The sequence below is a fragment of the Streptomyces resistomycificus genome (assembly GCF_001514265.1).
Classification (GTDB): domain Bacteria; phylum Actinomycetota; class Actinomycetes; order Streptomycetales; family Streptomycetaceae; genus Streptomyces; species Streptomyces resistomycificus.
The window spans coordinates 573,606-596,204 of the sequence record NZ_KQ948991.1 but is presented as its reverse complement, the minus strand read 5'-3'; the positions used below and the strand labels follow the sequence as shown (position 1 = coordinate 596,204).

General features: G+C 70.1%; 18 protein-coding genes. 9 read left to right on the top strand and 9 right to left on the bottom strand.

What is annotated here, in order from left to right:
• The first annotated feature begins 84 nt into the window (after window positions 1-84).
• The 5 genes from AQJ84_RS17145 (at window position 85) to AQJ84_RS17125 (ending at window position 4,106) form a co-directional block, all read left to right on the top strand.
• Window positions 85-1,044 carry a MerR family transcriptional regulator gene (locus tag AQJ84_RS17145; RefSeq protein WP_051870044.1) on the top strand — a complete coding sequence of 320 codons (960 nt, stop codon included), beginning with the start codon at window positions 85-87 and terminating at the stop codon, window positions 1,042-1,044.
• A 122-nt stretch (window positions 1,045-1,166) separates the two neighbouring features.
• Window positions 1,167-1,715 (top strand): RNA 2'-phosphotransferase, encoded by a 549-nt coding sequence (locus tag AQJ84_RS17140; protein ID WP_030041788.1) that lies wholly within the window; start codon window positions 1,167-1,169, stop codon window positions 1,713-1,715.
• A gap of 19 nt (window positions 1,716-1,734) precedes the next feature.
• Window positions 1,735-2,181: a hypothetical protein gene (locus AQJ84_RS17135; protein ID WP_225877301.1), complete on the top strand. Its 447-nt coding sequence runs from the start codon at window positions 1,735-1,737 to the stop codon at window positions 2,179-2,181.
• A 52-nt stretch (window positions 2,182-2,233) separates the two neighbouring features.
• The gene (locus AQJ84_RS17130) at window positions 2,234-3,145 is read left to right on the top strand and encodes an LLM class flavin-dependent oxidoreductase (protein ID WP_030041786.1); all 912 of its coding nucleotides are present in this window, start codon (window positions 2,234-2,236) and stop codon (window positions 3,143-3,145) included.
• A 70-nt stretch (window positions 3,146-3,215) separates the two neighbouring features.
• Window positions 3,216-4,106 carry a Cof-type HAD-IIB family hydrolase gene (locus AQJ84_RS17125; RefSeq protein WP_198536337.1) on the top strand — a complete coding sequence of 297 codons (891 nt, stop codon included), beginning with the start codon at window positions 3,216-3,218 and terminating at the stop codon, window positions 4,104-4,106.
• Between the two features lie 15 nt (window positions 4,107-4,121).
• On the opposite strand, the gene AQJ84_RS17120 is transcribed toward AQJ84_RS17125, so the two are convergent.
• The 5 genes from AQJ84_RS17120 to hisC form a co-directional block, all read right to left on the bottom strand.
• On the bottom strand, window positions 4,122-5,192 hold the full coding sequence (locus AQJ84_RS17120; protein WP_030041784.1) for a M23 family metallopeptidase: 1,071 nt from the start codon (window positions 5,190-5,192) through the stop codon (window positions 4,122-4,124).
• Window positions 5,193-5,289: 97 nt separating this feature from the next.
• A complete protein-coding gene (gene cydD, locus AQJ84_RS17115; protein WP_225889101.1) occupies window positions 5,290-8,808 on the bottom strand; it encodes a thiol reductant ABC exporter subunit CydD in 3,519 nt (1,172 codons plus the stop codon).
• An 82-nt stretch (window positions 8,809-8,890) separates the two neighbouring features.
• Window positions 8,891-9,898: a cytochrome d ubiquinol oxidase subunit II gene (gene cydB / locus AQJ84_RS17110; RefSeq protein ID WP_030041781.1), complete on the bottom strand. Its 1,008-nt coding sequence runs from the start codon at window positions 9,896-9,898 to the stop codon at window positions 8,891-8,893.
• Window positions 9,899-9,917: 19 nt separating this feature from the next.
• Window positions 9,918-11,423 (bottom strand): cytochrome ubiquinol oxidase subunit I, encoded by a 1,506-nt coding sequence (locus AQJ84_RS17105; protein ID WP_030041780.1) that lies wholly within the window; start codon window positions 11,421-11,423, stop codon window positions 9,918-9,920.
• A gap of 151 nt (window positions 11,424-11,574) precedes the next feature.
• Window positions 11,575-12,654 (bottom strand): histidinol-phosphate transaminase, encoded by a 1,080-nt coding sequence (gene hisC, locus AQJ84_RS17100; protein WP_053191943.1) that lies wholly within the window; start codon window positions 12,652-12,654, stop codon window positions 11,575-11,577.
• A gap of 416 nt (window positions 12,655-13,070) precedes the next feature.
• Between hisC and AQJ84_RS17095 the strand changes: the two genes are divergently transcribed.
• The 3 genes from AQJ84_RS17095 (at window position 13,071) to AQJ84_RS17085 (ending at window position 16,565) form a co-directional block, all read left to right on the top strand.
• Window positions 13,071-14,183, top strand: coding sequence for a LacI family DNA-binding transcriptional regulator (locus tag AQJ84_RS17095; protein WP_078632050.1), 1,113 nt, complete (start codon window positions 13,071-13,073; stop codon window positions 14,181-14,183).
• A 243-nt stretch (window positions 14,184-14,426) separates the two neighbouring features.
• Complete coding sequence (locus AQJ84_RS17090) at window positions 14,427-15,509, top strand: metallophosphoesterase family protein (RefSeq protein WP_030041776.1); 1,083 nt, start codon at window positions 14,427-14,429, stop codon at window positions 15,507-15,509.
• Between the two features lie 192 nt (window positions 15,510-15,701).
• Window positions 15,702-16,565: a hypothetical protein gene (locus tag AQJ84_RS17085; RefSeq protein ID WP_053191941.1), complete on the top strand. Its 864-nt coding sequence runs from the start codon at window positions 15,702-15,704 to the stop codon at window positions 16,563-16,565.
• 113 nt (window positions 16,566-16,678) lie between these two features.
• Here AQJ84_RS17085 and thiC read toward each other — a convergent pair whose 3' ends face one another.
• The gene (thiC, locus tag AQJ84_RS17080; protein WP_053191939.1) at window positions 16,679-18,496 is read right to left on the bottom strand and encodes a phosphomethylpyrimidine synthase ThiC; all 1,818 of its coding nucleotides are present in this window, start codon (window positions 18,494-18,496) and stop codon (window positions 16,679-16,681) included.
• Window positions 18,497-18,690: 194 nt separating this feature from the next.
• Entirely contained in the window at window positions 18,691-19,377 is a 687-nt protein-coding gene (locus AQJ84_RS44735; RefSeq protein ID WP_198536339.1) for a hypothetical protein, read from the bottom strand.
• Between the two features lie 138 nt (window positions 19,378-19,515).
• Between AQJ84_RS44735 and AQJ84_RS17075 the strand changes: the two genes are divergently transcribed.
• Window positions 19,516-20,760, top strand: coding sequence for a YibE/F family protein (locus AQJ84_RS17075; RefSeq protein WP_374935409.1), 1,245 nt, complete (start codon window positions 19,516-19,518; stop codon window positions 20,758-20,760).
• Window positions 20,761-21,100: 340 nt separating this feature from the next.
• Here the strand turns inward: AQJ84_RS17075 and AQJ84_RS17070 are convergent, their stop codons facing one another.
• Both AQJ84_RS17070 and AQJ84_RS17065 read right to left on the bottom strand, forming a co-directional pair.
• Window positions 21,101-21,538, bottom strand: coding sequence for an SsgA family sporulation/cell division regulator (locus tag AQJ84_RS17070; protein WP_030042264.1), 438 nt, complete (start codon window positions 21,536-21,538; stop codon window positions 21,101-21,103).
• 98 nt (window positions 21,539-21,636) lie between these two features.
• Window positions 21,637-22,491 (bottom strand): IclR family transcriptional regulator, encoded by an 855-nt coding sequence (locus tag AQJ84_RS17065; RefSeq protein ID WP_078632118.1) that lies wholly within the window; start codon window positions 22,489-22,491, stop codon window positions 21,637-21,639.
• Between the last annotated feature and the right edge of the window lie 108 nt (window positions 22,492-22,599).

Sequence of the window (22,599 nt, the reverse complement as noted above, 5' to 3'; positions counted from 1 at the left end):
GACACCGAGAAGACCGGCCACCCCGCCGACGAGCCCGCCCGCCCCGCCGAGGAGCCCGGCCACCCCGCCGAGGAGCCCGGCCACCTGACTGAGAGCCCTGGCCGCACCGCCGCGGGGCCCGCGTACCGGATCGACGACCTCGCACACCTCAGCGGTGCCACGGTCCGCACCATCCGCGCCTACCAGGACCGCGGGTTGCTCCCCCGCCCCGAACGCCGTGGCCGTGCCAACGTGTACGCGGACGCCCATCTCCTCCGGCTGCGCCAGATCGCCGACCTGCTCGACCGCGGCTACACCCTGGCCTCCATCAAGGAGCTCCTGGAGGCGTGGGACGCGGGCCGGGGCCTGGGCGGGGTGCTCGGTCTGGTCGCCGAGGTGGACGGTCCGTGGAGCGACGAGGAGGCGGTCCGGATCTCGCGCGCCGAGCTGGACGAGCGGTTCGGCGGAACCCCCGACGACGTGGCGGTCACCGAAGCCGTACAGCTGGGAGTGCTCGAGCCGGTTCCGGGAGATGACGGATTCTTTCTGGTGCCGAGCCCCCAAGAACTGGCCGTAGCCGTCGAGTTGCACAAGGTCGGCGTACCCCTTTCCGCGATCTCCGGCCATCTGCGGGAGTTGAGAGGTCAGGTGGAGCACATCGCCACCAGATTCCTGGAGTTCACGACCGAGCACGTATTCGCCCGGTACCTCGAGGATCCACACCGCCTGACGGACTCGGACGCCGCGGAGGCGACCTCACTGGTACGACGACTGCGCCCACTCGCGCAGCAGACCGTGGATGCGGAACTCGCCCGGGCGATGCGCCTGTTGGCCGTCCGCCACCTGCGCCGACAGCTCGGCGCGGACGAGATCCCGCAGTCCTCGGACCGGACTCGATCCGTGCCGATCCCGACGGAGACGATGAGGGCGGTGGAGAGCCTCGTTGGCTCAGAAGGCACCGCCGAGTTCGTCGCGCTGGCCGTCGAACGCGAGGTACGGGCAAGGGCGTTGGACCGCTTGGCAGCAACTCACTCCGCATCAGTTGATCTTGACCAAACACCTTGAATCGATGGGCGGTTGTCCACAGAATCGCCAATTCCCCTGTGGATAACCACACTTGGCTGTGGATCAAACATGGGCGGCAAAATCATTCGCGTGATCCCTGTCTCTCCCTACACTCTGAGGGGATGGATGAGAGACGCACCGTGAAGGTGTCGAAGTACCTGTCGAAACACCTGCGGCACCAACCCGAGCGGATCGGGCTCACCCTGGACGAGGCCGGCTGGGTGGAGATCGACGTGCTGATCGCCGCGGCCGCCGCGCACGGGTTCCGCTTCAGCCGGGACGAGCTGGACCACGTGGTCGCCACCAACGACAAGCGGCGCTTCGCGATCGACGGCACCAGGATCCGCGCCAGCCAGGGCCACAGCATCGATGTCGACCTCGGCCTGCCGACCGCGACCCCGCCGGCGTACCTCTACCACGGCACCGCGGCCCGCTCTCTGGACGCGATTCGCGCCGAGGGCCTGCGCCCCATGAACCGCCACGACGTACATCTCTCACCCGACCGCGAGACCGCCACCCGCGTCGGTGCCCGCCGCGGCCGCCCCGTCGTGCTCTCGGTCGACGCGGGCGCCATGCACCGTGACGGCCACGTCTTCCAGGTCAGCGTGAACGGAGTGTGGCTGACGAAGGCGGTGCCGTCGACGTACCTGCGGTTCCCAGACCCTCACTGACCACTGCATGATCGGTGGTATGGACCACTTGCCCACCACCCAGGCCGCCGTCACCGCCCTCCGGGACCTCGCCATGGAGTACGCGCGCGAGGTCGAGGTCACCCACGACATCGGCGCCGACCAGACCTCCCGCCGCACCGCCGCGGGAGTCGGCGTCACCACCGACGCGGACGGGTCCCTGCCCCACGAGGCGTTCGTCGAGTTCGGCGGGTTGCCCCGGGTGAGCGTGCGGCTCTACCCGGACGACGACGCGCTGATCGACGTCGAGGGCGTCGAGTGCCCCGACGTCGCCCGCGAGGACGTGCCCGCCTTCCTCCGCTCGGTCTTCGACGAGCTCGCGTACGTCAGGGCCCGCCGTTTCCCCCCGGGCTACTTCCTGATCGTGCCGCTGCCCGGCGACCGCGCGCACAAGGAGTACGTGTCGATGATCCGCCTCAGCCCCTGGCTGAGTGGACGCGTTCGATGACCTTCCGTGACGGTTTCACGTGAAACACGGTCGGCCGCTTACGCTCGGACACATGAGTCTGCGCCTGAGCACCGTCATCCTCCCGTACCGCCGCTGGCACGAAGGCGGCCGTGCGGCATGGACACGTGCCGAGCAGCTCGGTTTCCACACCGGGTACACCTACGACCACCTGTCCTGGCGCAGCTTCCGGGACGGCCCGTGGTTCGGCGCCGTGCCGACGCTGACCGCCGCCGCGGCCGCCACGGACGAGCTTCGCCTGGGCACCCTGGTGACGTCCCCGAACTTCCGGCATCCGGTGACCCTGGCCAAGGAGCTGATCTCCCTCGACGACATCTCCGGCGGACGGGTGACGCTCGGCATCGGGGCGGGCGGTACCGGCTTCGACGCCACCGCGCTGGGACAGGAGCCGTGGACACCGCGCGAGCGCGCCGACCGCTTCGCCGAGTTCGTGCACCTGCTGGACCGGCTGCTCGCCGAGGACGGCCCCGCCGGGGTGTCGTACGAGGGTGACCACTACTCGGCGCACGAGGCGCGCAACATCCCAGGGTGTGTACAGCGCCCCCGGCTGCCCTTCGCGGTGGCCGCCACCGGTCCACGCGGGCTGGGCCTCGCCGCACGCCACGGACAGGCGTGGGTGACCACCGGCGACCCCAAGCTGTACGAGAACGGCACTCCGGAACAGTCGGTTCAAGCCATTCGCGGACAGGTCGAGAAGCTGGCGGACGCGTGCGCGGCGATCGGCCGCGACGTGACCTCACTCGACAAGATCCTGCTCACCGGTTTCACCCCGGACCGCAGCCGGCCGCTCCAGTCGGTCGACGCGTTCGTGGACTTCGCGGGCCGTCACCTGGAGCTTGGCTTCACCGACCTCGTGATCCACTGGCCGATCCCCGACTCCGACTTCGCGGCCGACGAGAAGGTCTTCGAGCAGATCGCCATGGAGGCACCGGCGCAGCTGCGCTGACCTGGACGCCCGTGGTCCGTGCCTCATCCGTACCTCATCTGTGCGGACCGTCGCACGGGCGTGCGGGCATATGCGGGAGAATGGCCCGGTGACCTCAGCGACTCGAGAGCCCGAAACCCCGGCCGCCGCCCTCCCGCCCCGGCTGATCGCCACCGACCTCGACGGCACCCTGCTGCGCGACGACAAGTCGGTGTCCCCGCGGACGGTCGCGGCCCTCGCCGCCGCCGAGGAGGCAGGCATCGAGGTCTTCTTCGTCACCGGCCGCCCGGCCCGCTGGATGGATGTCGTCAGTGAGCACGTCCACGGCCACGGCCTGGCGATCTGCGGCAACGGCGCGGCGGTGGTCGACCTCCACGGAGGCCCCGGCGCCCACCGGTTCGTCAAGGTCCGCGAACTGGCCCGGCAGAACGCGCTGGAGGCCGTAGGACTGCTGCGGGACGCGGCGCCGGGCACGATGTACGCGGTCGAGCAGACGTACGGCTTCTACCAGGAACCGGACTATCCGAAGCTGCACATGGAGACCCCGGACTCGCTCGCACCGGCCGAGGACCTGCTGGCGCCGGACGCCCCCGGTGCCGGCGAGCCGGTCCTCAAGATCCTCGCCTACCACTCCGACATCGATCCGGACGCCTTCCTCACGCTCGCCCGCCTCGCGATCGGCGACCGGGCCAACGTCACCCGCTCCAGCCCCAGCGCACTGCTGGAGATCAGCGGCCCCGGTGTCTCCAAGGCCAGCACGCTCGCCCTGTGCTGTGCCGAGCGCGGCATCTCGCACGAGCAGGTCGTCGCCTTCGGGGACATGCCCAACGACGTCGAGATGCTGACGTGGGCGGGACGGTCGTACGCGATGGGCAACGCGCACCCGGACGTGCTCGCGGCGGCGTCGGGACGGACGGTCGCCAACAACGAGGACGGCGTGGCCGTCGTCATCGAGCGCATGCTGGCCGAGCAGCAGGCCTAGCACCGCCGGGCGGCGCTATTCCAGCGGGACACCCCGCGCCGCCAGCCACGGCACCGGGTCCACCGCCGAGCCCGTCTCCGGCGTGACCCGCACCTCGAAGTGCAGGTGCGGGCCGGTGGAGTTGCCGGAGGTGCCGGACTGCCCGATCCAGTGTCCGGCGCTCACCGACTCCCCCTGGTCGACGGCGGCGGCGGCGAGGTGGGCGTACTGCGTGTAGTAGCCGCCCGCGTGCCGGAGCACCACCTCGATACCGAAGGGGCCCCCGCACGACACCTTCACCACCCGTCCCGCACCCACCGCCCGCACCGGCGTGCCGATCGGTACCGCGAAGTCCTGTCCGGTGTGGCGATTCGCCCACCGCGCACCGCCGCTGCCGAAGGCCGCCGACAGCTCGTACGACTTCACCGGTGCGATCCAGCCGCTGGTCACGTCGGCATCCGCCTGGTCCAGCCGGACGGCACCCCGGCACGAACCCGCCGCGACGGAGGCATCGGCCTGGCCCTGCAACTGCCACCGCGCCTGTTCCAGCTTCGCCTCGATGTCCCGCTTCAGGTCGGCGAGTTCGGTGGCGTGCCGGTCCAGCTCCCGCCAGGCCGCCGCGGCCTTCTTCTCGTCCGCGGCGAGCCGTGCCTCGGCCCGGCGGCTCTTGTCGATCGCGTTGTTGACGGCCAGATCCGCCCGCCAGACGGCCCGCTGACCACGCATCAGATTGTCCGGATCGTCCGCCAGGATCATCTGCGCGGTGATCGGCAGGCCGCCACCACTGCGGTACTGGGCGCGGGCGATACGGCCCAGGTCCTCGTGGAGCACGGCGATCCCCTGGCGCTCCCGGTCCAGCAGCGCTTCGAAACGCTCGGCCTGCGCCCGCTGCACCTCGGCCTCCTGGCGACCCGCCTCGTACCGCTGCGTCGCCACGGCCGCGTCCTCGTACAGCCGGGCCACCTGTGCGCTGATCCCGGCGTCGGCAGCGCCGTGCGAGTCGCCGTCCGCAGCGGCGTCGGAGGCCCCCGGGGGACGGGCCGCGAGTACGGCGAGCGCGCACAGCAGCGCCGGAACGAGCAGCCGGGGACGGCGAAGTGAGCGCATGTCAGCGATCCTGACCCGAACAGGCGGCTCCGGTCCTGTTCAAGTCGTGCGCTTGGGGGACGCGTTGGCGCGGATGGGCTAATACGGCGCCGGCTGCCTACCGCGCCCCCACCAACAGGTCCGCCTCCTGCTCCCGAGCCACCATCCCGCGCAACGGCCCCTCCACGGCGGCCAGCTCCGCATACGTACCCCGCTGGACCACCCGCCCCGCGTCCAGGACGACGACCTCGTCCACCGCTTCCAGGCCGGCCAGCCGGTGGGTGATGAGCAGCGTCGTACGGCCCTCGGTGGCGGCCAGCAGGTCCGCGGTGAGAGCGTCCGCCGTCGCCAGGTCCAGGTGTTCGGCGGGCTCGTCGAGGACGAGCACGGGGAAGTCGGCCAGCAACGCCCGCGCCAGTGCGAGCCTCTGCCGCTGTCCGCCGGACAGCCGCGCCCCGTGCTCGCCGACCAGCGTGTCGAACCCGTCGGGCAGTCCGTCGGCCCAGTCGAGCAGCCGGGCCCGCCGCAACGCGTCACGCAGGTCGTCCTCGGTGGCGTCCCTCCTGGCGAGCAGAAGGTTCTCGCGCACCGAGCTGTCGAAGAGGTGGGCGTCCTGTGCGCACAGGCCGACCAGCCGCCGGACGTCGTCGCCGGCCAGCGCGTACGCGTCCACGCCCGCCAGCGTGTACGCACCCGCGTCCGCGTCCAGGAAGCGCAGCAGCACCTGCGCGAGTGTCGACTTGCCGGACCCGGACGGCCCGACCACGGCGATCCGGCGGCCCTCTTCCAGCGTCAGGTCCAGCCCGCCCAGCGCGTCGCGGTCCTGCCCGGCGTGCCGGGCCGCGAGCCCCCTGACCACAACCGGGAACGGGGACGCGGGCGCCTGCCGGGGTCGCTCCGGTTCCGCCACCGGCTCGGGCGCGTCCAGCACTTCGTACACGCGCTCCGCGCTCCTGCGCACCCGCTGCCGGTACTGCACGGCGAGCGGCAGGCCGAGGACGGCCTCGAACGCGGCCAGCGGGGTGAGGACGACGACGGCCATCACCACGCCGCCCAGCCTGCCGTCGGCAACGGCCTGAACACCCACCAGTGCGGTGGCGGCGACGGTCAGGCCGCACACCAGCGCGACGAGTCCGTCGCCGAGTGCGGTGGCCGTGGCGGCACGCGAGGCGATCCGGGTGAGCACACCGTCGGCCCGCCGCGCCTGTGCGGTACGTCCGGGCAGGGCACCGGCGACGGTGAGCTCGGCGGTGCCGGTGAGCAGATCGGTGACCCGCGTGGCCAGCGCTCCTCGGGCCGGGGCCAGCCGGCGTTCGGCCCGCCGGGCCACCGCGCCGGTGAGCAGCGGCACCCCCGCCCCGGCCGCAAGCAACCCTGCGGCGAGTACGGCGCCTGCCTCGGGCAGCAGCCAGGCCGTGAAGCCCACGGACACGGCGGACACGACCGTGGCGGCGCCGGCGGGCAGCAGCCAGCGCAGCCAGTAGTCCTGAAGGGCGTCCACGTCGGCGACCAGTCGCGACAGCAGGTCACCCCGGCGGGTCTGCCGGAGCCCGGCAGGCGCCAGCCGCTCCAGGCGCCGGTACACGGCGACCCGGGTGTCGGCCAGCATCCGCAGCACGGCGTCGTGCGACACCAACCGCTCCGCGTACCGGAAGACGGCCCGACCGATCCCGAAGGCCCGTGTCGCCGTCACGGCCACCATCAGATAGAGCACGGGCGGCTGCTGCGAGGCCCGTGAGATGAGCCACCCGGAGGTCGCCATGAGCCCCACGGCACTGCCGAGCGCCAGGCTGCCGAGCACCAGGGCGAGGACGAGCCGCCCGCGCCGGGCTCCCGACATGGCCCGGACCCGGGCGAGAACGCCACGCCCGTCCGTGCCCGTCACCATCGCCGCGGAGGCGTCGGAGGCGTCGGAGGCCGCAGGTGTCACCACCTCCGCGGCCTCGGCCGAGTGGACCTCGGCTGTCCCAGGAACCGTCTCCGGGCGACCGGGAGACACCGGTTCCGCGAGCCGTACCACCCGGTCCGCCACCGACAGCAGGGCCGGCCGGTGCACGACCAGCAGAACGGTCCGGCCCACCGCCAGCCGCCGTACGGCCTCCACGACCTCGGCCTCCGTCGAGCCGTCGAGCGCAGCCGTCGGCTCGTCGAGCAGCAGCACGGGCCGGTCGGCGAGAAACGCCCGGGCCAGCGCGAGCCGCTGCCGCTGTCCGGCGGACAGCCCGGCCCCGTCCTCACCCAGAGCGGTGTCGGCGCCCTGCGGCAGCGCGTCCACGAACTCCAGCGCGCCCGCGTCGTCCAAAGCCCGGCGTACGGCGGGGTCGTCGGCGTCGGGCCGGGAGAGGCGTACGTTCTCGGCGATCGTCCCGGCGAACAGGTGTGGCCGTTGCGGCACCCACGCGATCCGTGCCCGCCACTGCTCCAGGTCGGCCTCGGCGAGATCGACTCCCCCGGCCAGGACGCGCCCCTCACTCGGCCGCACAAAGCCCAGGAGTACGTTCAGCAGCGTCGACTTGCCGGCGCCGCTCGGCCCCACCAGCGCGACCGTCTCCCCGGGTTCGACAGTGAACGACACGTCCGACACGGCGTCCCCCGACCGTTCGGCGAAGCGGACCGTGACGCCCTCGAAGGACAGGGGCCCTGTCGACACAGGCGCGGAACCCGCTTGCGGCACCGGCGTCTCCAGCACCGAGAAGATCTCCTCGGCGGCCGCGAGCCCCTCCGCCGCCGCGTGGTACTGGGCCCCGACCTGGCGCAGCGGCAGATACGCCTCCGGCGCCAGCACGAGGATGACCAGGCCGATGTACAGGTCCATGTCGCCATGGACCAGCCTCATGCCGATCGTGACGGCGACAAGAGCCACCGAGAGCGTCGCGAGCAGTTCCAGCGCGAAGGAGGAGATGAACGCGATCCGCAGGGTCCGCATGGTCGCCTGCCGGTACTCGCCGGTGATGCGACGGATCGAGTCGGCCTGCGCCTTGGCCCGTCCGAACACCTTCAGGGTCGGCAGGCCGGCGACCACGTCCAGGAAATGCCCGGACAGCCGGGACAGCAGCTGCCACTGACGGTCCATCCGGGACTGGGTGGCCCAGCCGATCAGCATCATGAAGACCGGGATGAGCGGCAGGGTGCCGACGATGATGGCCGCCGAGACCCAGTCCTCGGTGACGATCCGCGCCAGCACGGCCACCGGTACGACCACCGCGAGCCCCAACTGGGGGAGATAGCGCGAGAAGTAGTCGTCGAGCGCGTCGACGCCTCGCGTGGCGAGAGCGACCAGCGATCCCGTCCGCTGCCCGCTCAGCCACCCGGGTCCCAGCGCGACAGCCCGGTCCAGCAACCGCCCACGCAGCTCCGACTTCACCGCGGCGCTCGCCCGATGCGCGGCGAGCTCGGTGAGCCACGAGACGAGTGCGCGGCCGAGGGCGACGGCCGCCAACAGCAGTAGGGGAGTCCGGAGTTCGGGAACGGCCATGCCGTGCTGGAAGGCGCCCACCACGACCTCGGCGATGAGCATCGCCTGTGCGATGACCAGTCCCGCACCGACGGCCCCCAGGCCGACGACCGCCACCAGGAAGAGCCGGGTGGCGCGGGCGTACCGGAGGAGACGCGGATCGATCGGTTTCACGTGAAACATGCCCTTCGGCCCTGGGGGTGCTTTTCACCGTGTTTCACGTGAAACATCGCGAAACCATGGTGAAGCACACCCCCACGCGGACTCAGTGAGCGGCGTCGGCAGCGAGGTGCTGCGTACCGATCCGCTTGCGGAACACCCAGTAGGTCCACCCCTGGTAGAGCATGACGAGCGGCGTGGCGATCGCCGCGCACCACGTCATGATCCGCAGGGTGTAGGGGCTCGACGAGGCGTTGGTGACCGTGAGGCTCCAGTTCTCGTTGAGCGAGGAGGGCATGACGTTCGGGAAGAGCGTCAGGAAAAGCATCGCCACGGCGGCCACGATGGTGACTCCGGACAGCGCGAACGACCATCCCTCACGCCCGGCCTGGTTGGCGACCAGCGCCGCGACCAGTGCCGCGACCGCCACGACTAGCGCGACCAGGCTCTTTCCGTCACCGCTGTCGACCTGCGTCCACAGCAGGAAGAGCAGCGCCAGCACCGCGGCAACCAGACCGACACCCGACGCCAGCTTCCGCGCCCGCTCCCGGATGTCTCCCACGGTCTTGAGCGCCGTGAACACCGCGCCGTGGAAGGTGAACAGCGTCAGCGTCACCAGCCCGCCGAGCAGCGCGTAGGGGTTGAACAGGTCCCACAGGGTGCCGACGTACTCGAAGTTCCGGTCGATCTTCACCCCGTGCACGATGTTGCCGAAGGCCACGCCCCACAGGAACGCCGGCAGCAGCGAGGTCCAGAAGATCGCGTGCTCCCAGTTGCGCTGCCAATTCTCCTCGGGCCGCTTCACCCGGTACTCGAAGGCGACACCTCGGACGATCAGGCAGACCAGGATGAGCAGCAGAGGCAGGTAGAAGCCCGAGAAGAGCGTGGCGTACCACTCGGGGAAGGCGGCGAAGGTCGCACCTCCGGCTGAGAGCAGCCACACCTCGTTGCCGTCCCAGACGGGACCGATGGTGTTGATCAGCACCCGCTTCTCGGGCCGGTCGCGAGCCAGCAGCTTGGTGAGGATGCCGACCCCGAAGTCGAAGCCCTCCAGGAAGAAGTAGCCCGTCCACAGAACGGCGATGAGCACGAACCAGACGTCGTGAAGTTCCATGACTAACAGCTCCCTCGGCCTAGTAGGAGAAGGCCATCGGCTTGTCGGCGTCACGGGAGTCGCCGCCGATCTTCGTGGGCGGGTTGAGATCGGCCTCGGTGAGCTCGGGCGGGCCGGCCTTGACGTACTTCGCCAGCAGCTTGACCTCGACGACGGCGAGGATGGCGTACAGCGTGGTGAACGTGACCATCGAGATGATGATCTCGGTCTGGGAGACGCCCGGCGACACCGCGTCCCGGGTCTGCATCACGCCGTAGACGACCCACGGCTGCCGGCCCATCTCGGTGAAGATCCAGCCCCAGGAGTTGGCGATCAGCGGGAACGCCATCGTCCAGAGCGCCGCGAGCCAGTACAGCCGGGTGAGTCGCGACCCGAGCGGCTTCTTCAGCAGCACCAGGTGCGGCACCTCGTCCTCCCCGGTCCGCAGTGCGGCCGGGAGCAGGAACTTCTTCCGCGTGAGCCACAGTCCCAGCAGACCGAGGGAGAGGGACGCCATGCCGAAGCCGATCATCCAGCGGAAGCCCCAGTAGGCGACGGGGACGATGGGCTTGTAGTCACCGGGGCCGAACTTCTCCTGCTCCGCCTTGTTGGTGTCGTTGATCCCGGGCACGTACGAGTCGAAGTCGCTGTGGGCGAGGAAGGACAGGAGCCCGGGAATCTCCAGGGCGACCTTGTTGTGCCCCTCGTCGACATCCCCGTACGCGAACACGGAGAAGGGCGCCGGCTTCTCGCCGTCCCACAGCGCCTCGGCCGCGGCCATCTTCATCGGCTGCTGCTCGTACATGACCTTGCCGAGAGTGTCGCCGCTGATGGCGGTGAACATGCCGCCGACCGCGAGGGTGACCAGGCCCAGCCGCAGCGACGTCCGCATCACCGGAATGTGCCTCTTGCGCATCAGGTGGAAGGCGGCGATGCCCACCATGAAGGCGCCACCGGTCAGGAAGGCCGCCGAGAAGCTGTGGAAGACCTGGTTGAGCGCGGTGTTCTGGGTCAGGACCCGCCAGAAGTCGGTGAGCTCGGCGCGGCCCTTCGCCTCGTTGATCCGGTAGCCGACGGGGTGCTGCATCCACGAGTTGGCCGCGAGGATGAAGTACGCCGACAACAGGGTGCCGATCGAGACCATCCATATACAGGCGAGGTGGATCTTCTTGGGGAGTTTGTCCCAGCCGAAGATCCACAGACCGATGAAGGTCGACTCGAAGAAGAAGGCGATCAGCGCTTCGAACGCGAGCGGGGCTCCGAAGACGTCACCGACGAACCGCGAGTAGTCGGACCAGTTCATGCCGAACTGGAACTCCTGCACGATGCCGGTGACCACGCCCATCGCGATGTTGATCAGGAAGAGCTTGCCCCAGAACTTGGTCGCCTGGAGGTACTTCTCCTTCTCCGTACGCACCCACGCCGTCTGCAGTCCGGCCGTGAGGGCGGCCAGAGAGATCGTCAGGGGGACGAACAGGAAGTGGTAGACCGTCGTGATGCCGAACTGCCAGCGCGCCAGGGTCTCCGGCGCCAAAGCCAGGTCCACGTTGCCGCTCCTAACTCACACGCTTGTGAAAGCGTTCACATTCACAAGCAATTATGCAGCACCGTTTCCTCAACATGCGAGGGGGGTCCCGCCTATCGCGCGGGAACCCCCCTGACCGTCTCTGACCAGCCGAAACAGCGGCGCGAACGCGCTACAGCTCCTTGCGGAACCCCTCCGCCGCCTTCAGGAAGATGTCGTTCGCCTCGGTCTCTCCGACCGTGACCCGCACACCCTCACCAGGGAACGGCCGGATCACCACACCCGCCTGCTCACAGGCCTGGGCGAAGGCGACCGTGCGCTCCCCCAGCCGCAGCCACACGAAGTTGGCCTGGGTCTCCGGCACCGTCCAGCCCTGGGCGCGCAGGGCGTCGACCACGCGAGTGCGCTCGCACACCAGCGAGCCGACCCGGCCGATCAGCTCGTCCTCGGCCCGCAGCGAGACGACCGCGGCGTCCTGTGCGAGTTGGCTCACACCGAAGGGGACAGCCGTCTTGCGCAGAGCCGCGGCCACCGGCTCGTGAGCGATCGCGAAGCCGACCCGCAGCCCGGCGAGGCCGTACGCCTTGGAGAAGGTACGCAGCACACAGACGTTCGGACGCTCGCGGTACAGCTCCACGCCGTCCGGCACCTCGACGTCACGGATGAACTCGCGGTAGGCCTCGTCGAGCACGACCAGCACATCGCTCGGCACCCGGTCGAGGAAGCGCTCCAGCTCGGCCCGCCGCACCACCGTGCCGGTCGGGTTGTTGGGATTGCAGACGAAAATCAGTCGGGTCCGGTCGGTGATCGCGTCCGCCATGGCGTCCAGGTCGTGCACGTCGCCCGGCGTCAGCGGCACCTGCACCGCCTTCGCACCGCTGATCCGCGTGATGATCGGGTACGCCTCGAAGGACCGCCAGGCATAGATCACCTCGTCGCCGGGGCCCGAGGTCGCCTGGACCAGCTGCTGGGCCACGCCGACCGAGCCGGTGCCGGTGGCCAGGTCGGAGAGCGGGACGGCGAACCGCTCGGACAGCTCGTTCATCAGACCCGTGCACGCCATGTCCGGGTAGCGGTTGAACGACGAGGCCGCGGCCGCCACGGTCTCCATCACGCCGGGCAGCGGCGGATAGGGGTTCTCGTTGGAGGACAGCTTGTAGGCCACCGGGCCACCGGCCGCCGCGGGCTTGCCCGGCTTGTAGGTGGGGATCCCCTCCAGCTCGGCGCGCAGCTTGGGGCTCGTCTCGCTCACCGCAGTCCTCCTCGCGACCACCGGCGGCCATCACCACCGCCGGCATCCAATACTCCTCACCCTATGAGGATTCCGCGCGCCTGCGTACAGGTCGGAACGCACCTCATCCGTCACACCGGCATCAGGGGCATCACGACACGAAGGCGCACGAATCAAGGGGCGCGGTCACATATATCTATGCGCCGGTGGCTCACGCCGTAGCGCGCATCCCTCGTAGAGGTGAGTTGAGACCTCTTCGAAACATGGACCACTCGACAGGCTTGCACGGGTCGACAAGTCACGTCCAAACATTCAATGGGTCAAGTGCCTTGCTTTCCAAGGCATTTGACCCCTGCCAGCCTTGCAGAAACGTGCCTGTCAACGCGTGCATATGCGTCCGCCCTACCCCACCGCATGAGCCCTACTATCGGCTCGCCATGACAGCAGCAGGGAAGCACCAGGTGAGCCGCGCGGAAACCTCTCGTCGAGGAAGTCGGCCGGGCCGGGCAGGCATCAGAGACGTGGCTGCCGCCGCCGGAGTCTCCATCACGACCGTCTCCGACGCCCTCAACGGCAAGGGACGGCTCCCGGACGCCACCCGACGCCATGTCCGCGAGGTCGCCGATCGACTGGGCTACCGGCCCTCGGCCGCCGCCCGCACACTCCGAACCGGCAAGTCGGGCCTGATCGGCCTGACCGTGACGACATACGGGGATGAACCTTTCACCTTCACCGAGTTCGCGTACTTCGCCGAGATGGCGCGCGCCGCCACCTCGGCCGCGCTCGCCCGCGGCTACGCCCTCGTCATCCTCCCCGCGACCTCACGCCACGACGTGTGGTCGAACGTCGCCCTGGACGGCACGGTCGTCATCGACCCGTCCGACCAGGATCCGGTCGTCAGCGAACTCGTCCGGCAGGGTCTACCGGTCGTCTCCGACGGCCGCCCGGCCGGCGCGCTGCCGGTCACGGCGTGGGTCGACAACGACCACGAGGCCGCCGTCCTCGGCATCCTCGACCACCTGGCCGACGCCGGAGCCCGCCGCATCGGCCTGCTGACCGGGACCAGCACGGACACGTACACGCATCTGTCGACCACCGCGTACCTGCGCTGGTGCGAGCGTGTGGGCCAGGATCCGGTGTACGAGGCATATCCGGCGCACGATCCGTGCGCGGGAGCCGTCGCAGCCGACCGGCTCCTGGCCCGCCCCGACCGGCCCGACGCCGTGTACGGCTTGTTCGACCCGAACGGCACCGACCTGCTCGCCGCCGCCCGCCGCTACGGGCTGCGCGTACCGGACGACCTGCTTCTGGTCTGCTGCAGCGAGTCCACCGTGTACGCCAACACCGAGCCTCCCATCACCACGCTCTCCCTGAAGCCGCGCCGCATCGGCACCGCGGTGGTCCAGCTCCTCATCGACGCCATCGAGGGCGTCGAGGCGGACCGACCGGTCGAGCAGGTGATACCGACCGAACTGATCGTGCGTACCTCGTCCCAGCGACGTCCGCCGCGCACGACCGTCAGCCCGCCGCGGTCGCCCGAGGAGCAGTAGCCCGAGCGCGGCCGGAGCGGGAAAGCGCGTTCCGTGAAGTGGGACAAGGGTGGTCGACACACGGTCGAAGCCCTGCCCAATCGGGGCGAAAGCCGCGGTGAACTGGAGTCTTGCTCCGATTCACCACCCCTGGGTCATCACACGGCGCGATCCGCATTCCTATGATGGGCCCACGACACCGCGGGCCGCTGCGACCAGGCAGTCCGAAGAGGTGCAGATGCGGCGTGATGGTGGAGGGGTCTGATGACTCAGGGGGCCGGTCAGGGACCCGAGGTGGAGCGGACGGCGACGTTGCGCGACTTCCGGGTGCCCGCGTATGTCCACGAGACCGGTCCGTACCCGCACGTCGTGCACGCGAGCGAGACGGCCCGACCTGTCGAGGAGCCCGTCGACCTCCCCGAGGGGTACACGCCGACCGAGCGCGACCTGCCGGTCATCAACCGGGGCGACACGCTGCAGGTCCACATCGACCCCGCGGCGGCACCGGACACGCAGTCGACGGCCGGCCCCGGGCCGCTGTACGTCGTCGGCGACGTACACGGCTATCTCGACGAACTGGTGGCAGCCCTCCAGGAGAAGGGACTCGTCGACGACGCGGCCCAGTGGTGCGCGGGCACCGCGAGGCTGTGGTTCCTCGGCGACTTCACCGACCGCGGCCCGGACGGCATCGGCGTCATCGACCTGGTGATGCGACTGTCCGCCGAGGCCGCCGCCGCGGGCGGCTACTGCAAGGCCCTCATGGGCAACCACGAGCTGCTGCTGCTCGGCGCCAAGCGGTTCGGGGACACCCCCGTCAACTCCGGTGCGGGCACCGCCACCTTCCAGGCGGCCTGGCTGCTCAACGGCGGGCAGAAGAGCGACATGGACCGCCTCCAGGACCACCACCTGCAGTGGATGGCCCGGCTCGACGCCATGGAGGCGGTGGACGGCCACCTGCTCGTGCACTCCGACACCACCGCCTACCTCGACTACGGCCGCTCCATCGAAGAGGTCAACGACACCGTCCGCGAGACGATCACGCGCAACGACGCGGACGAGGTGTGGGACGTGTTCCGGAAGTTCACCAAGCGCTTCTCCTTCCGCGACGAGGGCGGCGCCGACGCCGTACGCTCCCTGCTCGATACGTACGGCGGCACCCGCATCGTTCACGGTCACAGCCCCATTCCGTATCTCCTCGGCGAGGTCGGCTCCGAAGAGGGCGAGGACCCGGCAACGCCGCTGGTGGAGGGCCCGCACGTCTACGCCGACGGGCTCGCCATCGCGATGGACGGCGGAGTGACCATGGCCGGAAAGCTGCTGGTCCAGCAACTTCCCCTGGATATCTGAACGTTCACAGGGCAGGCGTTCTTCGTGGCGGACCGGTCTGCGGCGACCCTGGCCAGAGGCCATTTTCGGTAAACCCCCTGTCACCGCGTGCCGTCATCGCTCTACCATCTGCTTATCCGTAGCAGGCTCCCCTCCGTTTCTGCCCGACGGCTCGTCAGCGTGCGAGCCCCAAGCCCTACGGAGCATCGGGGGATGCACATGAACAGCGTTCCGCAGCACCTGCTGAGCGAGGACCGCCAGGAATACGAGCGGATCCTCGATGAGGCGCTGCGCTCCGCCCCACACCGCCCTGAACTGGCCGCTGTCGGTCAGCGGCTCAACCCCGAACAGCTGCGCACCATGGCGCTCAACGCCACCGCACTCATCACGGCGGCCGCGGCGACCGAGTACCAGCACTACGTGAAGGTGCGCGAGGAACTGCGCCATCCGGCGCCGTCCACCCCGTCGTCCACGCGCGAGACCGGCTCTCCGGAGCCGGGCACGAGCACGATGGGGCTCGCCGCCACCATGGGCGAGGTCGCCGAGACCGCCGGCGCGGGCGCCGTCGCCGTCGTCGCGGTCCTGGCCCCCGTCCTCGCCGGCACGGCCGCGGCGATCTTCCTGCTCGTGGGCTACATCCTGAAGATGCTCAACCCCGAGCCGGCGTTCGCCCAGACCATGCTCACCACCGGATGGGTGTTCGGTGCGATGACCGCGGCCGCGATCCTCGTCGCCGCCGTCGGACTGCTGCTCACCGCACTGCGCAACCGGCCCTCGCTCGAAGCCGGGCCGTACGGCGCGATGAACGAGGAGGTGGCCCGTGCCAGGGAAGCCTGGCGCGAAGCACTGCTGGAGCGCGGCGTCCTGCCGTTCCTCCGGGAGGCACTCACCGCCCCCGACAGCGCCGCACTGCGACGTACCGCACCGCCGGCACCGACCAGCCGCATCCCGCACCTCGGTTACGGCCGCCCGGGCTTCAGCAGCCCGGACGACGGCGCCCCGGGCCCCCGCCCCAGTTTCTCGAGCCCGGACTACACCAGCCCGGACTTCGGGGGGCCGGAACACCAGCCGGACTAGGTCCCTTCCGGCCGGAGCGACCCCTCGGCTTGCGCCCCCGTCCAGGGGAGCGCAAGCCGAAGAACCGGCTTCGGCCCGGGCGGGCCTCCTCGCACCACGGTGCGGACGGCGCGTCAGTCCACGACGGGCAGATACACCCGGTTGCCCGCCGCCGCGAACTCCTTCGACTTCTGCGCCATGCCCTCCTCGATGTCCTCCTGGCTCCCGCCGTGCCGACGACGGATGTCCTGGGAGATCTTCATCGAGCAGAACTTGGGTCCGCACATCGAGCAGAAGTGCGCTGTCTTCGCGGGCTCGGCCGGCAGTGTCTCGTCGTGGAACTCCCGTGCCGTGTCCGGGTCCAGGGCGAGGTTGAACTGGTCCTCCCACCGGAACTCGAAGCGGGCGTCCGACAGCGCGTCGTCCCACTCCTGCGCGCCCGGGTGCCCCTTGGCGAGGTCGGCCGCATGGGCGGCGATCTTGTAGGTGATGACGCCGGTCTTCACGTCGTCCCGGTTGGGCAGGCCCAGGTGCTCCTTGGGCGTGACGTAGCAGAGCATGGCCGTGCCCCACCAGGCGATCATCGCCGCACCGATGCCGGAGGTGATGTGGTCGTACGCCGGAGCGACGTCCGTGGTCAGCGGCCCGAGCGTATAGAACGGAGCTTCATCACAGATCTCCTGCTGAAGGTCGATGTTCTCCTTGATCTTGTGCATCGGCACATGGCCCGGGCCCTCGATCATGGTCTGAACATGGAAACTCTTCGCGATCCGGTTGAGTTCGCCGAGCGTGCGCAACTCCGCGAACTGCGCCTCGTCGTTGGCGTCCGCGATCGAGCCGGGCCTGAGACCGTCGCCGAGCGAGTACGTGACGTCGTAGGCGGCGAGGATCTCGCAGAGCTCCTCGAAGTTCTCGTACAGGAAGCTCTCCCTGTGGTGCGCGAGGCACCACGCCGCCATGATCGAACCGCCGCGGGAGACGATGCCGGTCTTGCGGTTGGCGGTCAGCGGTACGTACGGCAGGCGCACACCCGCGTGGACCGTCATGTAGTCCACGCCCTGCTCGGCCTGTTCGACGACCGTGTCCTTGTAGATCTCCCAGGTCAGCTCCTCGGCCCGGCCGTCGACCTTCTCCAGTGCCTGGTAGAGCGGGACCGTGCCGATGGGGACGGGCGAATTGCGCAGCACCCACTCGCGGGTGGTGTGGATGTTGCGGCCGGTGGACAGGTCCATGACCGTGTCGGCGCCCCAACGGGTCGCCCAGGTCATCTTCTCGACCTCCTCCTCGATGGAGGACGTCACCGCCGAGTTGCCGATGTTGGCGTTCACCTTCACCAGGAACCGCTTGCCGATGATCATCGGCTCGATCTCCGGGTGGTTGACGTTCGCCGGCAGCACCGCCCGGCCCGCCGCGATCTCCTCCCGAACGACCTCCGGCGAAACGTTCTCCCGGATCGCGACGTACTCCATCTCCGGGGTGACCTCGCCCCGGCGGGCGTAGGCGAGTTGGGTGACCGCCGTGCCGGAGCGGCCGCGGCGCGGCAGTCGTGGCCGTCCCGGGAAGACCGCGTCCAGGTTGCGCAGGCCTCCGCGTGGTGCGGTGTGCTTGATGCCGTCGTCCTCGGGGCGGACCGGACGGCCCGCGTACTCCTCGGTGTCGCCGCGGGCCACGATCCAGTTCTCCCGCAGCGGCGGCAACCCCCTGCGGACGTCGGTCTCGGTATGGGGATCGGTGTACGGGCCCGACGTGTCGTACAGCGTGACCGACTGCCCGTTGGTGAGGTGCACCTGACGGACCGGCACGCGCAGGTCGGGGCGTGAGCCCTCGACGTACGCCTTGTGCCAGCCGATGGACTTCCCGGCCTCCTCGTTCGACGTGCTGTCCGTCGGCACCGCCGTCGGAATCTGCGCGTTCTGCGTGGAGGCAGGCGTGCGTGCGTCCTTGCTGGTCATGAGACCTACTCCCTACGCCGGCATTACCCGGTAACAGGTTCGGCGGTCGACGCAGCGGATTCCGTCTGCCGATGTTTCGTGTCAAACATCACTCGCTTGTAGCGATGTTTCATGTGAAACATGACTGGGACGGAGGTCAGCGCCCTCTCAGCCCGGTGCTCCGAGCTCCCGCGTGTTCAAAGGTGCCCCCCACGCTAGCGGCAATTCGGGCGCGGTGACCAGAGGGCCTCTGTCGTTCTTGCGATGATCGGTCGGTGACCACGACACAGCAGTTCCCGTTCCCACCCTCCGAGCCGCCCCGCAGGCCGGGCGGCGGGAACGGCGGCGGAGACGACGGCGGCCGCGGCGGCGGCCCCGGCGGCGGACCTGGCAACCGCCGGGGTGGCAGTCAGGGCCGTGGCCAGGGCGACGGCGGGGAAAGCGGCTATGACTTCTTCGGTGTCGCGGGGGATGGGCGGGCCCGCGGCAACGACGCCGCCGACCAGCACGGTCGGGAAGCAGGCCTCGGCTACGGTCCCGGCTCGGGCGGTGGGCCCGACCGCGGCCCCGGTGCCGCGCAGGGGCACGGTTCCGGCGGCGGGCAGGAGCCCGGACCTGGGTTCGGCGGGCACGACCACGGCTCGGGTGGACACGGCCACGGACCCGGTGGCGTCGGGCGAGGCCATGGGCCCGGTGACGGTGGACACGGCCAAGGATCCGGCGGCGTCGGACGCGGCAACGGGCCGGTCGGTCACGGTCACGGACCCGGCGGACACGGACGGGGCGAAGGCGGACACGGCCAGGGGCCCGGCGGACACGGGCACGGCAAAGACGGACACGGCCAGGGGCCCGGTGATGGCGGACACGGCCACGGCAACGGCGGTGATTCGGGCGGTGGGCAAGGGCCCGACGGCCCCGAATCCGGGGGCGGGCACGGTCACTCGCACAGCCACGGGCCGGCTACCCCCGTCTCCAAGCACCTTCGCAAGGTCATCGCGGCGATCCTGATCCCGTTCGCCACAGCCGTCCTGGTCGGGCTCGTGGTGCTGTGGCCGGGCGGCGCCCCCGCGCACGAGCGCACGGGGGTCGGCTTCGACCGGCAGACCCAACGGGCCACGGTCACCACGGTCGAGAGCGTGAGCTGCTCGTCGGTGAACGCCTCGGGGGACACCCCGACCGGTGACACGTCCACCGCCGAGGGTTCCTCCGCTCAGCAGCAGGCGAACGGCACCTGCAAGAAGGCGACGATCCGGGTCGACACGGGCAAGGACAAGGGCCGTACGTTCACCGAAATCGTCCAGCCTGACCAGTCGCGGCAGTTGCACGAGGGCCAGAAGGTCGTGGTCGCCTACGAGCCCTCCGCGCCGAAGGACCTGCAGTACTCGGTCACCGACGTCGACCGTCGCCTCCCGATGGCGCTGCTCGCCGGCATCTTCGCGGTCGCCGTCGTCGTCGTGGGGCGGCTGCGGGGCGTCATGGCCCTGGTCGCTCTGGCCATCAGCTTCCTGATCCTGAACTTCTTCGTGCTGCCTGCCATCCTGCAGGGATCGAACCCGCTGGTCGTGGCGGTGGTCGGGTCGAGTGCCATCATGCTGATCGCCCTTTACCTGTGTCACGGGCTGTCGGCCCGTACCTCGGTCGCGGTACTCGGCACCCTGATCTCACTGCTGCTCATCGGCATCCTGGGCTCGCTGTTCATCGACTGGGCCGCGCTCACCGGCAACACGGACGACAACACCGGTCTGATCCACGGTCTGTATCCGACGATCGACATGAGCGGTCTGCTTCTCGCCGGCATCATCATCGGTTCACTCGGTGTCCTCGACGACGTGACGGTCACCCAGACATCGGCGGTCTGGGAGCTGCACGACGCCAATCCGGCGATGGGCTGGCGCGGGCTGTACCGCGCGGGCATCCGGATCGGCCGCGACCACATCGCGTCCGTCGTCAACACACTCGTCCTCGCCTACGCGGGTGCCGCGCTGCCGTTGCTGCTGCTCTTCTCGATCGCGCAGAGCAGCGTGGGGACGGTCGCCAACAGCGAGCTGGTCGCCGAGGAGATCGTGCGCACGCTGGTGGGCTCGATCGGTCTGGTCGCGTCGGTCCCGGTCACCACAGCCCTGGCGGCGCTGGTGGTCTCAGCCGACCGGCCGGGGGCGGGGAGCGCGGCAGGGATGGCCGGGACGACTCCCGGGGCCCCGGTGGAGGCGGGAGCGGGGCCGGCAGCGGCCGGTGCGCGCGCGGTTCCGGCCCGCGGCGGGAAGGGACGACGGCGCAGGCGGTGACCAGGCGTGGGGCCTGCTGACTCTCGTGGCGGACCGCCGCACACGAGGCCGCCCTCAGCAGCCCGAGGCCAGCGTTGCCGCGGTGCCAGTGGTATCCGCGGTACCAGCGGTGCCAACGGTTCCGCGTTGTCAGCAGTGCCAGTGGTGTCCGCGGTACCAGTGATGCCTGCTGTGCCGGCAGTGCCAGTGGTGTCCGCGGTACAGCCATGGCCGCACAGCCCAGGCAGCCGCACCCGGGTTAAGAAACGCGTGCCCCGCACACACCCCGCGAAGAAGCGTTACTGCACGACCTCCCGCCCTTGCTGAAGCGTTCCGTCAACGCGATGCCGCAAGGGCTTCCTCAGCCGGCGCTCTGCTCCTCCGCCAGGATGCGGTCCAGGGCCTCGTCCAGGTGGGCGTCGAAGTCGGCGTGCGCACCCTCCTGGCCCAGCGGCACCAGCTTGTCGGTGCGGTCGAGGAAGGCGATGAGCGGAGCTGTGGACGAACGGAACAGCGCCTGGTCGCTGCCGACCTGAAGCCGGATCAGCACATCACCGAGCGTGTCCGCCTCGGCGGGCGAGACCCGCACATCACCGTCCCCACACGGTCGCCCCACCCCGTCGATCAGCAGCTCACGACCGAACGCCCAGGTCACCGGAGCGTCACCCGGCAGATGGAAGGTCAGCCGGACGGCATAGGGGTCGCAGGTCTCGTAGCGCAGCTCCACCGGGATACGGAAGGAGAGCTCCTCGGAGACGAGAAAGCTCATCATGACCTCTGCCTGTACGAACTCGCGCATCGCCTACCCCGTCACCTGCCGTCGACTGGCTGGGAATCATCCCTCTGACACTGTCGAATCTTGCTGAACGTGTACGACAGATCACAAGGAGTGAGTTTTCAGATACTGATAGAGATCGCGAGTGACCCCAGGAGCAGGCCCAACGCACCCTGCAACTGCTGCGTCGCCGCCGCCAGCCGGTCGGCCTGATGTGCGGGCAGGGAGATCGCCATCGTCGCCGCCGCGTTGCCCACCGTGATCGGGATCGCCGCGCACACCGTCCCCAGCGCGTACTCCTGTCGTTCCGTCACCGGATCCGACCGCCGCATGCGTTCGAGCCGCCGCAGCATGGCGTGGTTGTCACGCACCGTGTACGGGGTGATGGACTGCACCGGGTAGCGGTCCAGGTGGTCGCGTCGGGCCTCGTCGTCCAACTGGGCCAGCAGGCACTGTCCGATGGCGTGCGCGTGTCCGGTCTCACGGAAGTCGGCCCACTCCTCGACCGCCGGGGTGCCCGGGGTGTCGGAGACGCACATGACCTCGATCTCGCCGTCGCGGTACATCGCGTAGTAGACGGGTACGCCGATCGCGTCGCGCCAGTGCCCGAGCGTCTCCGCGACCGTGCTGCGACGTTTCTGCCTGGCTCCGCTGCTACCCAGCCGTTCAGCGGCCTCCCCGAGGAAGAACAGCCCCTTGTCGCGGCTCAGATAGCCCTCGTGCACGAGGGTGCGCAGCAGGTGGTAGGCCGTGGGCAGCGCCAGGCCCGCCTCACGGGCCAGCTGCTTGGCGGGGGCGCCGTGTTCGTGTTCGGCGACGCACTCCAGCAGCCGCATCGCGCGCTGCACGGACCCGATGAGGGTCGCGGAGTGCGGCGGCGGAGGAGAGGCGGTGCCCTGTCGCTGCGTCGGAGGACTTGGCGCCGTCGCGGGGCGCCGCCGGGCCGACGGTGCGGGGGGCTGCTCCGGGGGCCGCATACGGGCTCCGGGAGGCGGGAGTTCGGCCCGGGCAGCGGTGGTGGGCGGCAGGGGCTGCGAGGGGGCGGTGGGTGCGTGGGGCTGAGCTGGTGCCGTGGGCACGTGGGG

Coding starts and splice junctions, on each gene's coding strand:
- cydD (WP_225889101.1), bottom strand. CDS start 8,808: ATGTTTCACGTGAAACCGATCGATCCGCGTCTCCTCCGGTACGCCCGC.
- thiC (WP_053191939.1), bottom strand. CDS start 18,496: ATGACCAGCAAGGACGCACGCACGCCTGCCTCCACGCAGAACGCGCAG.
- cydB (WP_030041781.1), bottom strand. CDS start 9,898: ATGGAACTTCACGACGTCTGGTTCGTGCTCATCGCCGTTCTGTGGACG.
- AQJ84_RS17090 (WP_030041776.1), top strand. CDS start 14,427: ATGACTCAGGGGGCCGGTCAGGGACCCGAGGTGGAGCGGACGGCGACG.
- AQJ84_RS17070 (WP_030042264.1), bottom strand. CDS start 21,538: ATGCGCGAGTTCGTACAGGCAGAGGTCATGATGAGCTTTCTCGTCTCC.
- AQJ84_RS17125 (WP_198536337.1), top strand. CDS start 3,216: ATGCGGGAGAATGGCCCGGTGACCTCAGCGACTCGAGAGCCCGAAACC.
- AQJ84_RS17140 (WP_030041788.1), top strand. CDS start 1,167: ATGGATGAGAGACGCACCGTGAAGGTGTCGAAGTACCTGTCGAAACAC.
- AQJ84_RS17130 (WP_030041786.1), top strand. CDS start 2,234: ATGAGTCTGCGCCTGAGCACCGTCATCCTCCCGTACCGCCGCTGGCAC.
- AQJ84_RS17135 (WP_225877301.1), top strand. CDS start 1,735: ATGGACCACTTGCCCACCACCCAGGCCGCCGTCACCGCCCTCCGGGAC.
- AQJ84_RS17095 (WP_078632050.1), top strand. CDS start 13,071: ATGACAGCAGCAGGGAAGCACCAGGTGAGCCGCGCGGAAACCTCTCGT.
- AQJ84_RS17065 (WP_078632118.1), bottom strand. CDS start 22,491: ATGCGGCCCCCGGAGCAGCCCCCCGCACCGTCGGCCCGGCGGCGCCCC.
- AQJ84_RS17120 (WP_030041784.1), bottom strand. CDS start 5,192: ATGCGCTCACTTCGCCGTCCCCGGCTGCTCGTTCCGGCGCTGCTGTGC.
- AQJ84_RS17085 (WP_053191941.1), top strand. CDS start 15,702: ATGCACATGAACAGCGTTCCGCAGCACCTGCTGAGCGAGGACCGCCAG.